Origin of the sequence: Staphylococcus sp. NWU MK-U1 (assembly GCF_033283505.1) — a bacterium.
Classification (GTDB): domain Bacteria; phylum Bacillota; class Bacilli; order Staphylococcales; family Staphylococcaceae; genus Staphylococcus; species Staphylococcus haemolyticus.
Genome location: NZ_JAVSMG010000004.1, coordinates 154,210 through 171,809 on the forward strand (window position 1 = coordinate 154,210; position 17,600 = coordinate 171,809).

Annotated in this window: 15 protein-coding genes and 1 other annotated feature; of the genes, 6 read left to right on the forward strand and 9 right to left on the reverse strand. The window is 35.4% G+C overall.

Going from position 1 to position 17,600, the window contains the following annotated elements; translation table 11 throughout:
• The first annotated feature begins 11 nt into the window (after positions 1-11).
• On the forward strand, positions 12-1,817 hold the full coding sequence (gene uidA / locus SBL16_RS07695; protein WP_107611915.1) for a beta-glucuronidase: 1,806 nt from the start codon (positions 12-14) through the stop codon (positions 1,815-1,817).
• An 80-nt stretch (positions 1,818-1,897) separates the two neighbouring features.
• Here the strand turns inward: uidA and SBL16_RS07700 are convergent, their stop codons facing one another.
• From SBL16_RS07700 to abc-f, 3 genes are all read right to left on the reverse strand, one after another.
• Positions 1,898-2,284, reverse strand: a complete 387-nt coding sequence (locus SBL16_RS07700) for a VOC family protein (protein WP_104948244.1) — start codon at positions 2,282-2,284, stop codon at positions 1,898-1,900.
• Between the two features lie 39 nt (positions 2,285-2,323).
• Complete coding sequence (locus SBL16_RS07705) at positions 2,324-2,788, reverse strand: bacillithiol transferase BstA (RefSeq protein ID WP_107611914.1); 465 nt, start codon at positions 2,786-2,788, stop codon at positions 2,324-2,326.
• Between the two features lie 206 nt (positions 2,789-2,994).
• Positions 2,995-4,614, reverse strand: a complete 1,620-nt coding sequence (gene abc-f / locus SBL16_RS07710; RefSeq protein WP_107611913.1) for a ribosomal protection-like ABC-F family protein — start codon at positions 4,612-4,614, stop codon at positions 2,995-2,997.
• A 372-nt stretch (positions 4,615-4,986) separates the two neighbouring features.
• On the opposite strand from abc-f, the gene SBL16_RS07715 reads away from it, so the two are divergent.
• Positions 4,987-5,760 carry an inositol monophosphatase family protein gene (locus SBL16_RS07715; RefSeq protein ID WP_107611912.1) on the forward strand — a complete coding sequence of 258 codons (774 nt, stop codon included), beginning with the start codon at positions 4,987-4,989 and terminating at the stop codon, positions 5,758-5,760.
• Positions 5,761-5,875: 115 nt separating this feature from the next.
• On the opposite strand, the gene SBL16_RS07720 is transcribed toward SBL16_RS07715, so the two are convergent.
• The 5 genes from SBL16_RS07720 to SBL16_RS07740 form a co-directional block, all read right to left on the reverse strand.
• Complete coding sequence (locus tag SBL16_RS07720) at positions 5,876-6,619, reverse strand: cyclase family protein (RefSeq protein ID WP_107613207.1); 744 nt, start codon at positions 6,617-6,619, stop codon at positions 5,876-5,878.
• Between the two features lie 265 nt (positions 6,620-6,884).
• The gene (metE, locus tag SBL16_RS07725; RefSeq protein ID WP_107611910.1) at positions 6,885-9,134 is read right to left on the reverse strand and encodes a 5-methyltetrahydropteroyltriglutamate--homocysteine S-methyltransferase; all 2,250 of its coding nucleotides are present in this window, start codon (positions 9,132-9,134) and stop codon (positions 6,885-6,887) included.
• A complete protein-coding gene (locus tag SBL16_RS07730; RefSeq protein WP_107611909.1) occupies positions 9,131-10,969 on the reverse strand; it encodes a bifunctional homocysteine S-methyltransferase/methylenetetrahydrofolate reductase in 1,839 nt (612 codons plus the stop codon). The genes metE and SBL16_RS07730 overlap by 4 nt, the downstream gene beginning before the upstream one ends.
• Positions 10,923-12,098 (reverse strand): cystathionine beta-lyase MetC, encoded by a 1,176-nt coding sequence (metC, locus tag SBL16_RS07735; RefSeq protein ID WP_107611908.1) that lies wholly within the window; start codon positions 12,096-12,098, stop codon positions 10,923-10,925. The genes SBL16_RS07730 and metC overlap by 47 nt, the downstream gene beginning before the upstream one ends.
• On the reverse strand, positions 12,095-13,198 hold the full coding sequence (locus SBL16_RS07740) for a PLP-dependent transferase (RefSeq protein ID WP_107611907.1): 1,104 nt from the start codon (positions 13,196-13,198) through the stop codon (positions 12,095-12,097). Before SBL16_RS07740 ends, metC begins: the two co-directional genes overlap by 4 nt.
• A 71-nt stretch (positions 13,199-13,269) precedes the next feature.
• Positions 13,270-13,677 (reverse strand) — a binding site (T-box leader).
• A gap of 331 nt (positions 13,678-14,008) precedes the next feature.
• On the opposite strand from SBL16_RS07740, the gene SBL16_RS07745 reads away from it, so the two are divergent.
• From SBL16_RS07745 to ychF, 4 genes are all read left to right on the forward strand, one after another.
• Positions 14,009-14,839 (forward strand): ParB/RepB/Spo0J family partition protein, encoded by an 831-nt coding sequence (locus tag SBL16_RS07745; RefSeq protein ID WP_037537772.1) that lies wholly within the window; start codon positions 14,009-14,011, stop codon positions 14,837-14,839.
• Between the two features lie 180 nt (positions 14,840-15,019).
• A complete protein-coding gene (locus SBL16_RS07750; protein ID WP_011276872.1) occupies positions 15,020-15,901 on the forward strand; it encodes a mechanosensitive ion channel family protein in 882 nt (293 codons plus the stop codon).
• A 21-nt stretch (positions 15,902-15,922) separates the two neighbouring features.
• Positions 15,923-16,126, forward strand: a complete 204-nt coding sequence (locus tag SBL16_RS07755; protein WP_011276871.1) for a DUF951 domain-containing protein — start codon at positions 15,923-15,925, stop codon at positions 16,124-16,126.
• A gap of 11 nt (positions 16,127-16,137) precedes the next feature.
• Positions 16,138-17,235, forward strand: a complete 1,098-nt coding sequence (ychF, locus tag SBL16_RS07760; RefSeq protein ID WP_037537775.1) for a redox-regulated ATPase YchF — start codon at positions 16,138-16,140, stop codon at positions 17,233-17,235.
• 142 nt (positions 17,236-17,377) lie between these two features.
• Here the strand turns inward: ychF and SBL16_RS07765 are convergent, their stop codons facing one another.
• Positions 17,378-17,569: a hypothetical protein gene (locus tag SBL16_RS07765; RefSeq protein ID WP_011276869.1), complete on the reverse strand. Its 192-nt coding sequence runs from the start codon at positions 17,567-17,569 to the stop codon at positions 17,378-17,380.
• Positions 17,570-17,600 lie beyond the last annotated feature (31 nt).

The following is a 17,600-nucleotide window of genomic DNA, read 5'->3' on the forward strand; positions in this document are numbered from 1 at the left end:
GAGGGATAAAGTTGCTATATCCAATTAATACAGAAACAAGACAACTATTCGATTTGTCTGGTATATGGAAATTTAAATTAGTAGGGTATAAAGAAGACGTAGACGTAAGTAAAGCGTTAGATACAGATGATGTTATGGCTGTACCTGGTTCTTATAATGATCAAGGTGTCATTCAAAGTATTCGACAACATGTTGGTGACGTCTACTATGAAAGAGAAATTATGATTCCAAAGCATCTTGATGGTGAAAGAATTGTATTAAGATTCGGTTCAGTCACGCATCATGCTACGGTTTACTTGGATGGTAAGGAAATCGTGACACATTCAGGTGGTTTCCTACCATTTGAAGTTAATATCACTGAAATTGCTACTATTGGAAGTCATCGATTAACTGTAAAGGTTAACAACGTACTGACACATAGCACATTACCAGTAGGCAATTATAGTGAACACGTTGCTGAAGACGGCACCGTTACACCAGTCAATGAACCTAACTTCGACTTTTTTAATTACGCAGGCATTCATCGTCCCGTAAAAATATATACAACTCCACATAGTTATGTTGAAGATATCGTTATTAATCCGGAGGTTAAAACGAGTGGAGAAAGTGTCGTCAATTATAAAGTAGCTGTACACGAAGGTAGTTCTAATATTAATCAAGTTAGGGTAACGATTATAGATGAAGAAGGACAAGTGGTTACGAAGCATGATGAATTTGAAGGTGCAATGTCTATTGATAATCCTCATTTATGGCAACCGCTTAATGCGTATCTTTATCATATGAAAGTTGAATTATTAAATGATGGTGAGATTATTGATGTGTACACAGAACGATTTGGTATTCGCTCTGTAGAAGTAAAAAATGGTCAATTCCTTATTAATAATAAGCCATTTTATTTCAAAGGTTTCGGTAAACATGAAGATACATTTTATAATGGCCGCGGTTTAAATGAAGCAGCTAATGTGATGGATATCAATTTGATGAAATGGATTGGCGCCAATTCTTTCAGAACATCGCATTATCCATACTCAGAAGAAATGATGCGACTCGCAGATGAACAAGGTATCGTTGTGATTGATGAAACGACAGCAGTAGGTGTACATCTTAACTTTATGGTCGCTTTAGGTGGTCAGTTAGAGCACGATACTTGGAAAGAGATTGATACGCATCAAGCCCATACAGAAGTCATAGAAGGTTTGATTGAAAGAGATAAGAACTATGCATGTGTCGTTATGTGGTCAATTGCTAATGAACCTGCTTCTAATGAAAAAGGCGCGAAAGCTTATTTTAAACCATTAGTAGAATTAGCTAGAAGTAAGGATCCACAGAAACGACCAGTGACTATTGTCACAATTCTTACTTCCCAACCGGATGTATGTGAAGTTCAAGACTTAGTTGATGTGCTATGCTTAAATCGTTATTACGGTTGGTACACTCAATCTGCAGATTTAGAAGGTGCGAAAAAAGCATTAGATAAAGAATTAGCACAATGGTCTGAACGACAACCGAATAAACCTATCATGTTTACAGAGTATGGTGCAGATACCGTAGCTGGAATGCATGCGATTGATGACCAAATGTTTACGGAAGAATATCAATTGAATTATTATAAAGCGAATCATGAAATAGTCGATAAATACCCACAATTTATTGGCGAACAAACATGGAATTTCGCAGATTTTGAAACGTCAAATGGCATTATCCGAGTTCAAGGTAATAAGAAAGGTATCTTCACTCGTGCTCGTAAACCTAAAGCTATTGCACATTATTTTAAAGAACGCTGGCATAATATCCCTAATTTCAACTATAAATCATAGATAGAAAGTAAGAGTGGCGTATTTCATTAAAATAGACCTCATAAGATGAACGTTAATTTCATCTTATGAGGTCTAATTCTTTATTGTTCTACTATTTGAATTAAATTACCGCAAGTATCGTTGAAAATGGCCATTTTAGCACTACCCATTGTAGTCGGTTCAACGGTAAAGTGAACGCCTTTTTGCGTCAATGCATCATAGGTTTGTTGTACATTTTCTACGCCGAACATCGTAATAGGTATGTTAGCTTCGAATAGACGTTGTTGATAGTCGCCTGCAATAGGGTTGCCATTTGGTTCTAAGACCAATTGAGCACCATCTGGTTGATTCGGAGATACTAAAGTAAGCCATCTAAATCCTTCGCCTACAGGTTCATCTATTTTCTTTTCAAAACCTAAAATGTCTGTATAAAATTGTAAAGCTTCTTCTTGATTATCTACAAAGATACTATTCGCAATAATATTCATATTTATCCCCTCAAAGTATTTATTATGAAACTTGGATTACTAGGCCTGTTTAAGCACACGAGCCATTTCTTCAATTTTACCTGCATGTAATGGGACGTGAATGGCATTTAACACTAATAATTCGTTAAGTGTTTTGCAGCCAGCAATCGGTTGTTCAAGTTCCTGTGATAGTTGTTCATCAGTAAGTTGACGAGCACGATCTGGAATTGTTTTTAAGTCCTCCCTAATCGATTCAATTGATGGTATGTCTTGTCCCTCCCAGTTTGCAGGACTAGAACCGTAACCAAATAATTTAGTATACGTTTCAATATCAACGACATTTTGACCACCCATTGATAAAGCAGAATCGAAAATAGTTAAAACATGTCCAAATTGCCAATGTAAAGTATTTGGAAAAACATCATTCTCTTTATCTAATACTTTCTCAACGTTCCAACTATCATAAACAGATAGTAAGTAGTTCACACCAGTATCAATCACATCATAGACTGTTTTAGTACTCATTTGCGTTTCCTCCCACATGTTTAAAGAATTGACTATTAAGCGTTTACCCGTTAAATAGGAGTTATAAGCATTACGATTAAAGTGCTAGTTTTATTTAGCGAATAGCGCATATTGGTTTCATGGATTTGATATGCAAAGTTTTAAAATATAGGAAAAAAGATAGCTGATTATCAACTATCCCTTTAATCGTATGAATGATGAGTTATTTATAAATATTCTTTTTCTTTAATATAGTTATAATTACCTTCGAATTTCTTTAAAGATTTGTTTTTTAATAAATAAGTAGTGTTAAATAATTTATTGAGAAAATAGATGTCATGTGAAACCGTAATAATTGAACCTTCATAATTTAATAGTGCGTCTTCAATGATTTCTTTTGCTTCTATATCTAAATGATTAGTGGGTTCATCCAAAATGAGTAAGTTATAATCAGTGTGTACAATTTGAGCCCATCTCAGTCTTATTTTTTCGCCACCACTTAGATCACCAACTTTTTTAAAAACATCTTTCCCATAAAACATAAAGTCAGCTAAAATATGTCGGGCTTCCGCCTCTGACACATTTACCTCTTCACGAAACTTATTTAATACGGTGTTGTTATCAGCATCATTCTCAAATTCATGTTGTGAAAGATAACCTATTTTTAAGTTGTTTGCCGTTTTAATAGTACCGTTATCAATTGAAACGACTCCTAAAATAATTTTCAATAAGGTAGATTTTCCAGTACCATTATCTCCAATTATAGCTATATGCTCGCCTCTTCTAACCAACATATTCACATTTTCAAATAATAACTTATTATACGTTTTAGTGACATCTTCCATCTCTATGACTCTGTTAGAAACGCGTGTAGCATCTTCTAATTCCATCTTCATATTTTTTGAGTTGAGAATTGGTTTATCCAAACGTTTGATGCGATTTAATGATTTTTCCATGCTTTTAGCTCGACGATACATGCCAGCATTGGGAGGGTTAGATTGGCTGGCCCACATTCTTAATTGTTTTATAGACGCTTTCATTTTTTTAATTTTCTTTTGCTGTGTTTTATATGCTTCGAATTCAATTAATAATCTTTTTTCACGCTCTTCTACAAAATATGAGTAGTTGCCATTATATGGATATAGATTTTTTTGATCGATTTCTATAATTTGATTTACTGTTTCATCTAAAAAATAGCGATCGTGTGAGACAACTACTGTAGCGCCGTGATAATTTTTTATATAATTGGTTAACCATTCAATAGATTTGAAATCAAGATGATTCGTTGGTTCGTCTAAGAGTAATAAATCTGTCGGCTTAATTAATATCTGAGCGATACCTACTTTTGTTCGTTCTCCACCAGATAAATCTTTCCACTGTGATTCAAGTAAATGCGTTATATTTAAGCCACTGGCTACTCTACGTATTTTAGCATCTATTTCATAGCCGCCATGTTCCTCATAATATGACTGCAAATTCCCATAGCGAAGCATTAATTCATCTATATCATTCACATCCATACTCATTTTTTCTTCTAATAATTTAAGTTGCTCAGAGATGATGTTTAATTCGCCGAATACTGATTTTAAACAAGTATAAACTCTTTCATTATCAGCATGATTAGGAATTTGATCTAAATAACCAATTTTTATATTTTTTTTCCAGCTTATAATACCTGTCGTGGGAGATTCTGACCTACATAGAAGTCTTAATAATGTTGTTTTTCCTTCACCATTTCGACCGACTAAGCCAATAGTGTCACCAGAATTGAGGGTTAGCTTAACATTGTCGAATAATGTTTCGTCAAGAAACTTTTTAGTAACATCCGTAGCATTTAATATATTCAATTTCCTTCCTCCATATTACCTATAAGGAAGGGAATGTTAGTGTCCGTTCCTTATAGAGCGATTAATAACTTCAAAAAAGATATACTCCACCAATTTTGAAATTACAATCGAAAATTTGTTGCGAATGATTTGTAGAAATCTGCAACAAAATGCTATAAGAAACATTTCGACACCTCCTAAAATACAAGTTATAGTCATTTTACATTAAACAACTGATTTCATAAAGCGGAACTCAAATAAAGTCATTTTACTTACTTAATATTGTTATGTATGATTAAAGTGTTCAAATTGCGGTAGTATAGACTTTCTGACATATAGATAGTGGAGAATGCCAATCAGATAAGTTTTTTAAAATTGAGAGGTGAGAAGGGCGTGTACTCAATTCAAGATATTGATCATCGTATTGAAGCATGGATAGCACAGATTGCACGTAAGGTTGATATGATGTTGAATGATGTGGCGGTTGAAACAAAAAAGCATGATTTGGATTTAGTGACGAATATCGACAAAGAAGTTCAAGCTGATTTCACTAAGTTTATCGAAGAAAATTATCCAGAACATCAGATTATGGGTGAAGAAAAAAGCAATCATGAGATTGATATGTATCGTGGCTATGCTTGGGCGATAGATCCCATTGATGGTACAACGAATCTTGTTAAACAACATAAAGATTATTGTTTAATAGTAAGTTTATTCTACAATGGAGAGCCATTATTAGCTTATACATATGAATTTTATCAACAGAAGTTATATAAAGCTGTAAAGGGTCAAGGTGTATCGATTAATGGCGTGCCACTTCATGTAGACATGTATCATCACCTCAAAGATGCGTTGATTTCTATTGATCCGAAACGTGCGAGTTCCGAATTACTAAAAGCGTTGATTTCACATGCGCATGGCTTTCGATTTATTGGTGCTGGTGGCATTGGTGCGTTGCGAACAATTACAGGGGATTTCGGAGCAAGTATTGATATGGGAGCAAACCTGTGGGATATGAGTGCACAAATATTATATGCGAAAGAGTTAGGGTTAGTTGTAACAGATATTCAAGGCAACTCTATCGATTTAAATCATGTTAAAGGTGCGATTATCGCGCATCCGGATATTCACGAAGACATCATTAATATTATAAAAACGTATCAATAAAATATCCTGCCACATCCTGATACTAGAATGTAATGGGAGATGTGACAGGATTTTATATAATATTAGGAAAGGTTTGGCTTTGATCGCTCGTTATCAAGCCTTCAAGTGTCATTATTTAAGGTTTAATCGCAAATGCACGTACTGGGAACCCAGGTGCGTCTTTCGGTTTCGGACTAATCGCGTAAATGACTGCACCACGCGTTGGCAATTGGTCTAAATTCGTTAACAATTCAAGCTGGAACGTATCTTGTCCAAGAATGTAACGTTCTCCAACAATGTCACCATTTTTAGCAGTATCTACCGACGCATCTGTGTCGAATGTTTCGTGGCCAATTGATTTTACGCCACGTTCTTCGATTAAGAACTTCAAGGCGTCTAATCCCCAACCCGGTAAATGTTGATTACCATCAGAATCTTTATTTTCAAATTGTTCAATGTCTGGCCAACGTTTCGACCAGTCAGTACGTAATGCTACAAACGTGCCTTCTTCAATACGTCCGTTTTTAGCTTCCCATTGCTCTAAATGGTCACGTGTGACGATAAAATCAGCATTTTCTGCAACTTCTTTTGAAAAGTCTAAAACGATAAGGGGTAATACTAACTCTTTTAAGTCTAGCTCTTCTAAGTAACGTTTATTCTCTACAAAGTGAATAGGTGCATCGATGTGTGTACCATATTGAGTGACGATATTCCAACGTTGCACGTAAAAGCCGTGCTCTTTGACTGTGAAAAGAGTGGAAACTTCACCTTTTTCAAATTCACTAAATCGAGGTATTTCAGGGTCAAAGGTATGTGTTAAATCAACCCATTCAGCTTCTTTCAGTTGATTTAGTTGATCCCATAATGGATAGTTTGGCATATACAACACCTCCAATTGTAATTGTTATTCTATGTTGATTTTGGCAGTGGCTGACTGAACTGGCCCATCGCTTTGGAAAAGCTCGCTTCAGTTCTAGTCATCTGTGCCGGGGCCGACCAAGTATTCAAAGTCACAATAGTTCAATAAAATGAGGCAGTGGCTGACTGAACTGACTCATCGCTTTAGGAAAAGCTTGCTTCAGTTCTAGTCATCTGTGCCGGGGCTGTACGACGAAATCACAAGTGATTTCTGTACAGCTCCCTCCCTACGCGGGTTTATTTTGATTATTTGATTCACGTTTTTTACGAACTGTATTTACAAGTACAGTTAGAGCGTCTTTTACTTCATCTTCTTTACGTGTTTTTAAGCCACAGTCTGGGTTAACCCAGAATAGTGAACGGTCAATTTGTTGTAAAGAACGATCAATCGCTGTAGCGATTTCATCTTCTGTAGGGATACGTGGACTATGAATATCATAAACACCTAAGCCAATACCTAAATCGTAGTTAATATCTTCAAAGTCTTTGATTAAATCACCATGGCTACGTGATGTTTCAATTGAGATAACATCAGCATCTAATTCATGGATAGCATGGATGATTTGACCAAATTGAGAATAACACATATGCGTATGAATTTGCGTTTCATCTTGTACTGAAGATGTTGCTAATTTGAATGAATTTACTGCATCTGCAAGATATTGTTCATGGTATTCAGAACGTAATGGTAAACCTTCACGTAAAGCTGGTTCATCTACTTGGATTACTTTTATACCCGCTTCTTCTAGCGCTAATACTTCTTCGTCAATGGCTAAAGCGATTTGGTCTTGAACGACTTTACGTGGTACATCTACGCGTTCGAATGACCAGTTTAAGATAGTTACAGGGCCAGTTAGCATACCTTTAACTGGTTTTTCAGTTAAACTTTGCGCATATACAGTTTCTTTGACTGTTAGTGGTTCAGTCCATTTTACATCTCCGTAAATTACTGGTGGTTTAACTGCGCGTGAACCATATGATTGTACCCATCCAAATTTTGTTACTAAGAAACCTTGAAGTTTTTCTCCAAAGAATTCAACCATATCATTACGTTCGAATTCACCATGCACTAATACATCTAAACCGATATCTTCTTGAATTTTAATCCAACGTGCAATTTCACTTTCTAAGAAGTTATTATAGGCTTCATCTGAGATACGTTTGTTTTTCCAATCGGCACGATATTTACGTACTTCTTGTGTTTGAGGGAATGAACCGATTGTAGTTGTTGGTAAGTCAGGTAAGTGTAAGCGTGCGTCTTGTGCTTTTTTACGCTCAGGGAAAGGTGACTTACGACTTGTTGGTACACTATCGAAGTCGTATTCTAGATTTTTGAATGATTGACTTTGGAAACGTTCATAACGTGCTTTCAATTTGTCATATTTTGCGCTATCGTTCTGGTTAAATAGTCGACGTAGCGCGTCTAATTCATCTAACTTTTCAGTGGCGAAACTTAAACCTTCTTCGACTGATTGCTCTAAAGTTTCATCATCTAATGATACTGGAACGTGTAATAAAGATGATGAAGGTTGGATAACGATATGTTTTGCGTGTCCTTGTAACGTTTCGATTAATTTTTTCTTAGCTTCGATATCTGCAGCCCACACGTTACGGCCATCAATAATACCTGCATATAATGTTTTAGATGAATCGAAGTCACCTGATTCAATTTGTTTTAAGTTATAACCGTTGTCGTGTACAAAGTCTAATCCTAAACCACCAACTGGTAATGAACTTAAGAATTTAACATTGGCACGTTCGAAGTAAGTTTGAATGACTAATTTGTCAGCTAAACCTGCTTTATCAAAGTAGTCATAAGCTTCTCTAGTAATAGCTTCATAAGCTTCGCTTTCATCAGTAACTAATACTGGTTCATCAACTTGGATATAGGCTGCACCAGCGTCAATTAATGATTGAAGCACTTCTTTATATAAAGGTAATAGTGTTTGAACTTTCTCTTCGAATGATTGATGTCCACCTTTAGATAATTTTACAAACGTAATAGGACCTACAATCACAGGGTGAGCGTTAACGTTAAGAGATTTCGCATAGTTAAAGCGATTTAATAAAATGTTGTGGTTCACTTTAGGTTCAACATTATCCCATTCAGGAACAATATAGTGGTAATTCGTGTTGAACCATTTAATGAGTGCACTCGCGACATGTTCTTTATTACCGCGTGCAATATCGAATAATAAATCATCGTTAACTTCGCGACCTTGGAAACGTTCAGGGATGATGTTGAATAATAATGATGTATCGAGAATATGATCATACAATGAGAAGTCGCCGACAGGTACACTGTCTAAATTATAATTTTTTTGTAATAGTAAATTTTCTCTATGTAGGTCACTTAACTTTTGATCCAATTCTGTTTTATCGATTTTTTTAGCCCAATAGCTCTCGATGGCTTTTTTCCATTCTCTTTTTCTACCTAATCTTGGGAATCCTAAATTTGAAGTTGTAATTGTTGTCATGATATTGCCTCCTTGTTTTGGGTAATTGCTTTAGAATATGCTGCGAGTTCTAATGAATAATCGATACGTTGGAATGGTGTGATAATGTATAAACCATTGAAATACTCATGCACTGTATCAATCAATTCTTTAGAAAGTCTCAAACTTAATGCTTTTGTTTTTTCTTTATCATCTTTTACTGCTTTAAATTGGCTTAATACGTCTTCAGACATTTTAATACCAGGCACTTCGTTATGTAGGAAAAGTGCATTGTTATAGCTTGCAATAGGCATGATACCTATAAATAGAGGGACGTTAAGGTGTTTCGTCGCCTCATATACTTCTTTAATTTTTTCTTTGCTATACACAGGTTGTGTAATGAAGTAATTCATACCGGCAGCTACTTTTTTCTCAAGGCGTTTTACTGCACCGTCAAGTTTGCGTACATTAGGGTCAAATGCACCAGCGATGTTGAAGTTTGTATGTTTCTTCAGCGCATCACCATCCGTGTTAATACCTTGATTGAATCTTAATGCTAATTCGGTTAATCCTTTTGAATTTACGTCGTAGACATTCGTGGCACCGGGTAGGTGGCCTACTTTTGAAGGGTCACCTGTAATCGCTAAAATTTCATTAACGCCAATAAGTGATAAGCCAAGTAAGTGTGATTGCAAGCCAATCAAATTACGATCTCGACATGTAATATGCACGAGGGGATCAATGTTATAACGTTGGCGTATGATGCTCGCTGCAGCGATATTGCTAACACGAACAGTAGCAAGTGAATTGTCAGCGAGGGTAACAGCATCAATGTTCGCTTCGTCAAGTTTGCCAATATTCTCAAAGAAGAGATCTGTATCTAAATGTTTAGGTGTATCGAGTTCGACAATAACTGTTGGTCCGTTTTTAACTTTTGTTGTTAAATTATGTTTATACGTATGTGTGACTGCTCGATTTGTCTGACGATTGATCGGAATGATGTTTTTATTTTTAACAGGCTTTAAATCTTTTACAGATGATTTGATATATGCAATGTGTTGTGGTGTTGTGCCACAACATCCTCCAATTAATCTCACACCCTCATTAATAAGTTCTTGTGCGACATCTCCGAAATATTGTGCATTATCGCTATACTTAAATTCGCTATTCTCAATATCCAGTAAACTTGCGTTTGGATAGCATGATAAGTAAGCCGTTTCTGGTAACTCAATATGTGAAAATGAGCGTTGCATGTGGTGTGGACCGTGATGGCAATTTAATCCAACAACATTGGCGCCACAGGCAACTAGTTGTTGTAAAGCTTTATTGATTTCAGTGCCATCGACTAAGTAATTCGTATTTGAAGCGGTCAATTGCGCGATGATAGGGATATCGTACTTTCGACGTGTTGTTGTAACAATATTTGTCAGTTCTTCTAAGTCGTAGTAAGTTTCGAATAATAACCCATCAACACCTTCTTCAACGAGTGTATCGATTTGATTTTCAGCGTGATACTGAATGGTGGACAAAGGCAATTCCTCTTGCTGTAAACTTCTGAAACCACCTACTGTGCCAAGTATGAAAGTATCAGGTCGTGCGGCACGTTTTGCGATGGCTACAGCTGCCTTATGAATGTCCTTTACTTTATGTTCCAAGCCAAAGCGTCTAAGCTTTTCAAAGTTAGCACCATACGTGTTGGTCTGGATAATATCGGCCCCGGCCTCTATATAAGAACGATGTATAGACTCTACTTTTTCTGGGTGTGTTAAGTTATAAGCTTCTGGACATGTATCTAAACCCTCTGAATAGAGAATTGTTCCCATTGCACCGTCAGCTACTAAAACGTTGTTCTGTAATTGATTCAATAATCGACTCATTGAAAGCCTCCTTTAATGCGTAGTTGAGGTCAGCAATTAATTCTTGAGGTTGTTCTAGACCTACGCTTAATCGGAATAAGCCAAAGGTAATGCCACGTTCATTTCGAACATCTTCAGGAACAGCAGCATGTGACATTGTGGCTGGATGAGATAATATCGTTTCTACACCCCCAAGACTTACTGAAACTAGGGGTAAAGTTAAAGCATCTACAAAGTGTTGTGCTTTCGTTTCATCTTTTAATCGGAATCCAATCACGGCACCGCCGCTATTTGCTTGTGATAAGTGTAATGAACTGTTTCCTGGATAATATACTTCGGCAATTTCTTCTCTTTCTTTTAAAAAAGCTACAAGTTTCTCCGCATTTGATGTTGATTGTTTAAACCGTACAGGTAATGTTTTTAAGTGTTTGGCTAATGTCCAACTATCATGCGCTGACAATGCAGTGCCCGTACCATTCTGTAAAAGATATAATGCATCAGCGACGTCTTTACGATTTGTAATGGCAGCGCCTGCGATAATATCGCTGTGGCCACCTAAAAATTTAGTAGCTGAATGAACCACAATATCAGCGCCAAGTGCAAGTGGTGATTGACCCAACGGTGTCATAAATGTGTTATCTACTGCTAAAAGTAAGTGATGACGTTTAGCAATCGCTGCTACTGCACGTATATCTGTAATTTTGAAACAAGGATTGGATGGTGTTTCTACGTAGATGAGTTTGGTATTCGGCTGAATCGCACGCTCAATTTCTTCAGGTTGTGTAGCATTAACAGTCGTAAATTGAATATCAAAGCGATTTAAAATTTGTTCTGTAAGTCTGAATGTGCCACCGTATACATCATCAGGAAGAATGACGTGATCATTTGCTTTTAATGTTAGTAATACCGCTGAAATTGCTGCGATACCTGAGGCGTACGCAAATGCATATTGTCCTCCTTCAAGTTTCGCTAATTTCTCTTCAAGAAGTTGGCGGTTTGGATTGCCACTTCTGGCATAATCAAATTTTGCATTGCCACCAAGCACTTTTTGATGAAATGTTGAAGAGTCATAAAGTGGTGGGTTAGCTGAATCGTAATCTACACCTCTGTGTTCATCAAAAATAACTTCGGTTTCTTTTGATAAGCTCATGAAATCACTCCTACTTTAGAATTCTCCAATGCTCGTAAAATATCTGACTCAATGTCGTTATAATCTTCAACACCAATGGATAAGCGTATAAGGTGTTCATCTATGCCACGTTTATCTTTTTCTTCATCCGGCATATCGACATGCGTTTGTGTGTATGGGAAAGTAATGAATGTTTCTGTTCCACCTAGACTTTCTGCGAAGATGCAGATTTCTAAATTTTCTAAAAATTCAGCAACGCTAAAGTCTTTATTTAGACGTAAACTCAGCATGCCCGTTTTACCACTGTATAGCACTTCGTCTATAGCACTAGAAACTTTACATCGCTCGGCTAACTTCTTAGCGTTTGCCTCTGACCGTTCAATACGTAAATGTAATGTTTTTAAGCCACGTTGTAATAAATAACTATCGATAGGAGACAATGTTGCTCCAATCATGTTATGCAATTGCCCAAGTTGCTCAGCTAATGATTCATCTTTAACAGTTACAACCCCAGCCAATACATCATTGTGACCGCCAATATATTTAGTTGCTGAATGGAGTACAATGTCTGCACCGTCTTCTAAAGGCGTGGATAAATAAGGTGTTAAAAACGTGTTGTCGATAATTGTTAGTAGATTATGCTGTTGACTTAAGATGTAATAAGGTTCAACGTCAATTTCGATCATTTGTGGATTCGAAATAGGTTCTATGAAAAGTGCCTTTGTATTGGGCGTAATAGCGTTAACAACTTCTTCATAATTCAGGAAATCAACATATTTAAATTTGATACCATATTGTTTTTCATAAAAGTCAAATAATCTAAATGTACCACCATATAAGTCGAAAGCGACTAATATTTCATCACCTGGTTGAAACAAGTTACATATGAGTTGTACTGCAGCCATGCCACTTGAAGTGGCAAATGAAGCAATGCCTCCTTCTAATTTCGCAAAGGATTCTTCAAATGCAGAACGTGTTGGATTCTTTGTTCTTGTATAATCATAGCCTGTTGTCTGACCAAGGTGAGGATGTTGATATGCAGTAGACAAATAGATAGGATTGGCTATTGCGCCAGTAATATCTTTAGTTAATGATATTTGTGCTAAATGAGTATCTTTCATGTCAAATCCTCCATTCAATTTTTTATCCAATAAAAAAAGCTTCCGTCCTTTAAACCCGATATGCATCGGATGTAAAGGACGAAAGCCTGTTTCGCGGTACCACCTTTATTTATTACTTTATTGCTAAAGTAACCTCAAACAGTACGCCATTTTGTGAATAAAAGTGTACTGAGATAGTGGACGCTAATTTAATCGTTATGTGACACTTTAGTCGAATGAAGGGGACACATTAAAAAACTCATTTAACTTGATTATAAGTAAATGAGTATTAACGATGATTAGCGACGTCTAGAATTCCAGTACGCCATTAAACAATAAATGTTAATACTGTATCGCTATAACGGGCGAACCCGTTGACACCTCGTATTGGCATCAACACTCAAAGGCCATTTTCAAACTTTCTTTCAATGTCTCTTCTCAGCTTTGGAGACTCTCTGTATTAGCAGTGTAAGTTCTACTTTCCTTATTGCAGTGTGTAATTTGTGTTTTTTTAAGTTAATTCATAGCTTACAGACCTAAATTACATTTGTCAATAACTTTTCTGAAAATTAAGATTATAAAGGTAATTCAGAAAACGCTTTAAGTATTGATAGCATAGTGATAATTGTATATAAAAAAATTTAATTTTTTCATTTCATTTGTCTAATCTACTTGTTAAACCTATTCTATATTTTTTAAAATAAATAAGTACTAAAAAATGCGCGCCATTGAATTTATAGTGTAAAAGTAAGTTTGTTGTGATTGTAAAAGACTAGTTCTTAGATAATGCTTCAAATATGATACCAATAATGGCTTAGAGAGGTGAAAATAGTGGGTCAAAAGCAAGATGAGCGATTGGCGATAAGTCAAAATGAACAAATTCAAAAAATTGATCTTTCTAAAATTAAAGCCAATCCATATCAACCTCGTAAAACATTTGACGATGATAGATTAAGTGATTTAGCAACGTCAATACAAACTCATGGTGTATTACAGCCCATTGTATTGCGTCAGACTGTACAGGGCTACTATATAGTAGTTGGCGAAAGACGATTTAGAGCATCTCAATTAGCAGGGTTAAACGAGATACCTGCCATTATTAAAGAATTGTCCGATTCTGACATGATGGAATTAGCAATTATCGAGAATTTACAACGAGAAGATCTCAATGCCATTGAAGAAGCTGAAAGTTACCAGCGCCTCATGAATGATTTAGGATTAACACAACAAAAAGTAGCGGAACGACTAGGCAAATCACGACCATATATCGCAAATATGCTAAGATTGCTAAATTTACCCAAAGATATTTCGAATCAAGTCAAAGAAGGTGCGTTATCTAGTGCACATGGACGCACGTTGTTAGGCATTAAAGATGTCACTATGATGAAAAAGATAAGTCAACAAGCCATACGTGAAAATTGGAGTGTTAGATATCTTGAACAGGTTGTAAATGAATTACAAGACGGTGGGCAGTCTAAAAAAAGCAAAGCAACAACGCAAATAAAACCTAAATTTATTCAAAAGCAAGAACGTCGACTAAAAGAAAAGTTTGGGTCTAAAGTAGACATTTCAACTAGCAAGAATATAGGTAAAATAACATTTGAATTTAAAACAGAAGAAGAATTTAAACGACTCATTCAAAAACTCAATGACGAAGTATGATACGTAATCAATCGTATTGATAGAGTGATACTCTATGAAAGAGTGAGTTAAGATGTGTTACATCTTAGGCTTTGCCAAGGAAATAAGTAATAAAATAAAGCTTAAGACGGATACATATTGCGCAATAAATGAGTATAATAATTTAATTATAAAAAAGTTTAATAGGGAGGTTACTATTACATGAATCAGGTCAAAAATGTATTGTCTTCATTATTTGAACCTTTAACTAAAATAGAAACATATGAAAATTTAGCTATTAAAATAGCATTAATTATCATATATATTATTGTTGCACTTATCGTCATAGCAATATTAAACAAAGTAATTGAACAAGCATTTAAAATTCAGAATCGCAGTAGCAAAGGCAATAAGAAACGTTCTCGAACGCTTATTTCTCTAGTGCAAAACGTAGTTAGCTACATTGTTTGGTTCATAGTGATTACTACTATCTTAAGTAAATTTGGAATTAGTGTTGAAGGTATCATCGCCAGTGCCGGTGTTGTAGGTTTAGCTGTTGGTTTCGGTGCTCAAACGATTGTTAAAGATATCATCACTGGTTTCTTTATTATATTTGAAAATCAATTTGACGTTGGTGATTATGTTAAAATCAATAGCGGTGGTACAACAGTAGCAGAAGGAACAGTAAAATCTATTGGCTTAAGATCAACGCGAATTAACACAATCACAGGTGAATTAACGATTTTACCGAATGGTAGTATGGGAGAAATTACTAATTTCTCTATTACTAATGGTTTCTCTATAGTAGAAATTCCGGTTTCTGTAGAAGAAAACTTAGACAAGGTAGAAAAGCGTCTAAATAAACTATTTACTGCAATGCGTAGCAAATATTACTTATTTATCACTGATCCAGTCGTAGAAGGTATTGATTCGTTGGATGAAACTAAAGTAACGTTTAGAATATCTGCTGAAACCATTCCAGGTGAAGGTGCATCCGGCTCAAGAATATTACGTAAAGAAATTCAAAGAGTATTTGTTCAAGAAGGTATTAAATTACCACAACCAATTTATATTAAAAATAATAATCAACAAGGCAAATCTTAATTATTATTGAGGGGTAATTTCATGACGTCAAATTATGGAATAAATGATATAGTAGAGATGAAAAAGCAACATGCATGTGGAACTAATCGATTTAAAATTATTCGTATGGGTGCTGATATTCGCATCAAATGTGAGAATTGCCAACGAAGTATTATGATTCCACGTCAAACGTTCAATAAAAAATTAAAGAAAATATTAGTATCAAATCAAGATACTGAAGGTTAGGAGAATGATTAATGGCTTTAACAGCAGGAATCGTAGGATTACCGAACGTAGGTAAATCTACCTTATTTAATGCAATAACAAAAGCGGGAGCATTGGCCGCTAACTATCCATTCGCAACAATTGATCCAAACGTAGGTATCGTAGAGGTGCCAGATTCACGTTTAAATAAATTAACAGAAATGGTTGAACCTAAAAAAACTATTCCTACAACTTTTGAGTTTACTGATATTGCAGGTATTGTAAAAGGTGCTTCTAAAGGTGAAGGTTTAGGAAACAAATTCCTTTCACATATTCGTGAAGTAGATGCAATTTGCCAAGTTGTACGTGCATTTGATGATGAAAATGTAACGCACGTATCAGGACGCGTAAATCCTTTAGATGATATTGAAGTTATTAATATGGAATTAGTATTAGCAGACTTAGAATCTGTTGAAAAACGTTTGCCTCGAATTGAAAAAATGGCGCGTCAAAAAGATAAAACTGCTGAAATGGAAATGAGAATTCTAACTAGAATCAAAGAAGCACTTGAAAATGGTGATCCTGTACGTAGCTTAGACTTCAATGAAGAAGATCAAAGATACGTTAACCAAGCACAATTACTAACGTCTAAGAAAATGTTATATATTGCCAATGTTGGTGAAGACGAAATTGGTGATGAAGATAACGATAAAGTAAAAGCAATTCGAGAATATGCAGCGAAAGAAGATTCTGAAGTTATTGTTATTAGTGCAAAAATCGAAGAAGAAATCGCTACATTAGATGACGAAGATAGAGAAATGTTCTTAGAAGATTTAGGCATTGAAGAACCAGGACTAGACGTACTTATCAGAACAACATATGATTTATTAGGTTTATCAACATACTTTACTGCAGGTGTACAAGAAGTGCGTGCTTGGACATTCAGACAAGGTATGACAGCTCCACAATGTGCTGGTATTATTCACACTGACTTTGAACGTGGATTTATCCGTGCCGAAGTGACAAGTTATGATGACTATGTTGAGCATGGTGGCGAACAAGGTGCTAAAGAAGCGGGTAAACAACGTTTAGAAGGTAAAGAATACATTATGCAAGATGGCGATATCGTTCACTTTAGATTTAACGTTTAATAATCACATCTAATTATTTATAGCGATATGCATAGTAAAAATTAAATATTTGATAAAAAAATAAAAAGCAATGTAAGTTTCGCTTGGCTTAAGTGACAGGAGACTTACATTGCTTTTTTTATATTGTTTATTTCATTATATCTTAAAAGAACGGTATAACTTTACTTGCTTCAATAATATCTTTGGTGCTAAAAAACTGTTTACCTTCTCCAGTGTAAGCAGGTTCTAGAATCATATTGGCTTTCGCACAATATAACCATTCTGGATTGATACCGCAATTTAAGACTTCTTGAAATTCTTGAAAATCTTTATTCCAATCTAAATCTAATTGCATGTTTAACACCTCGACTATATTATAGAACAAG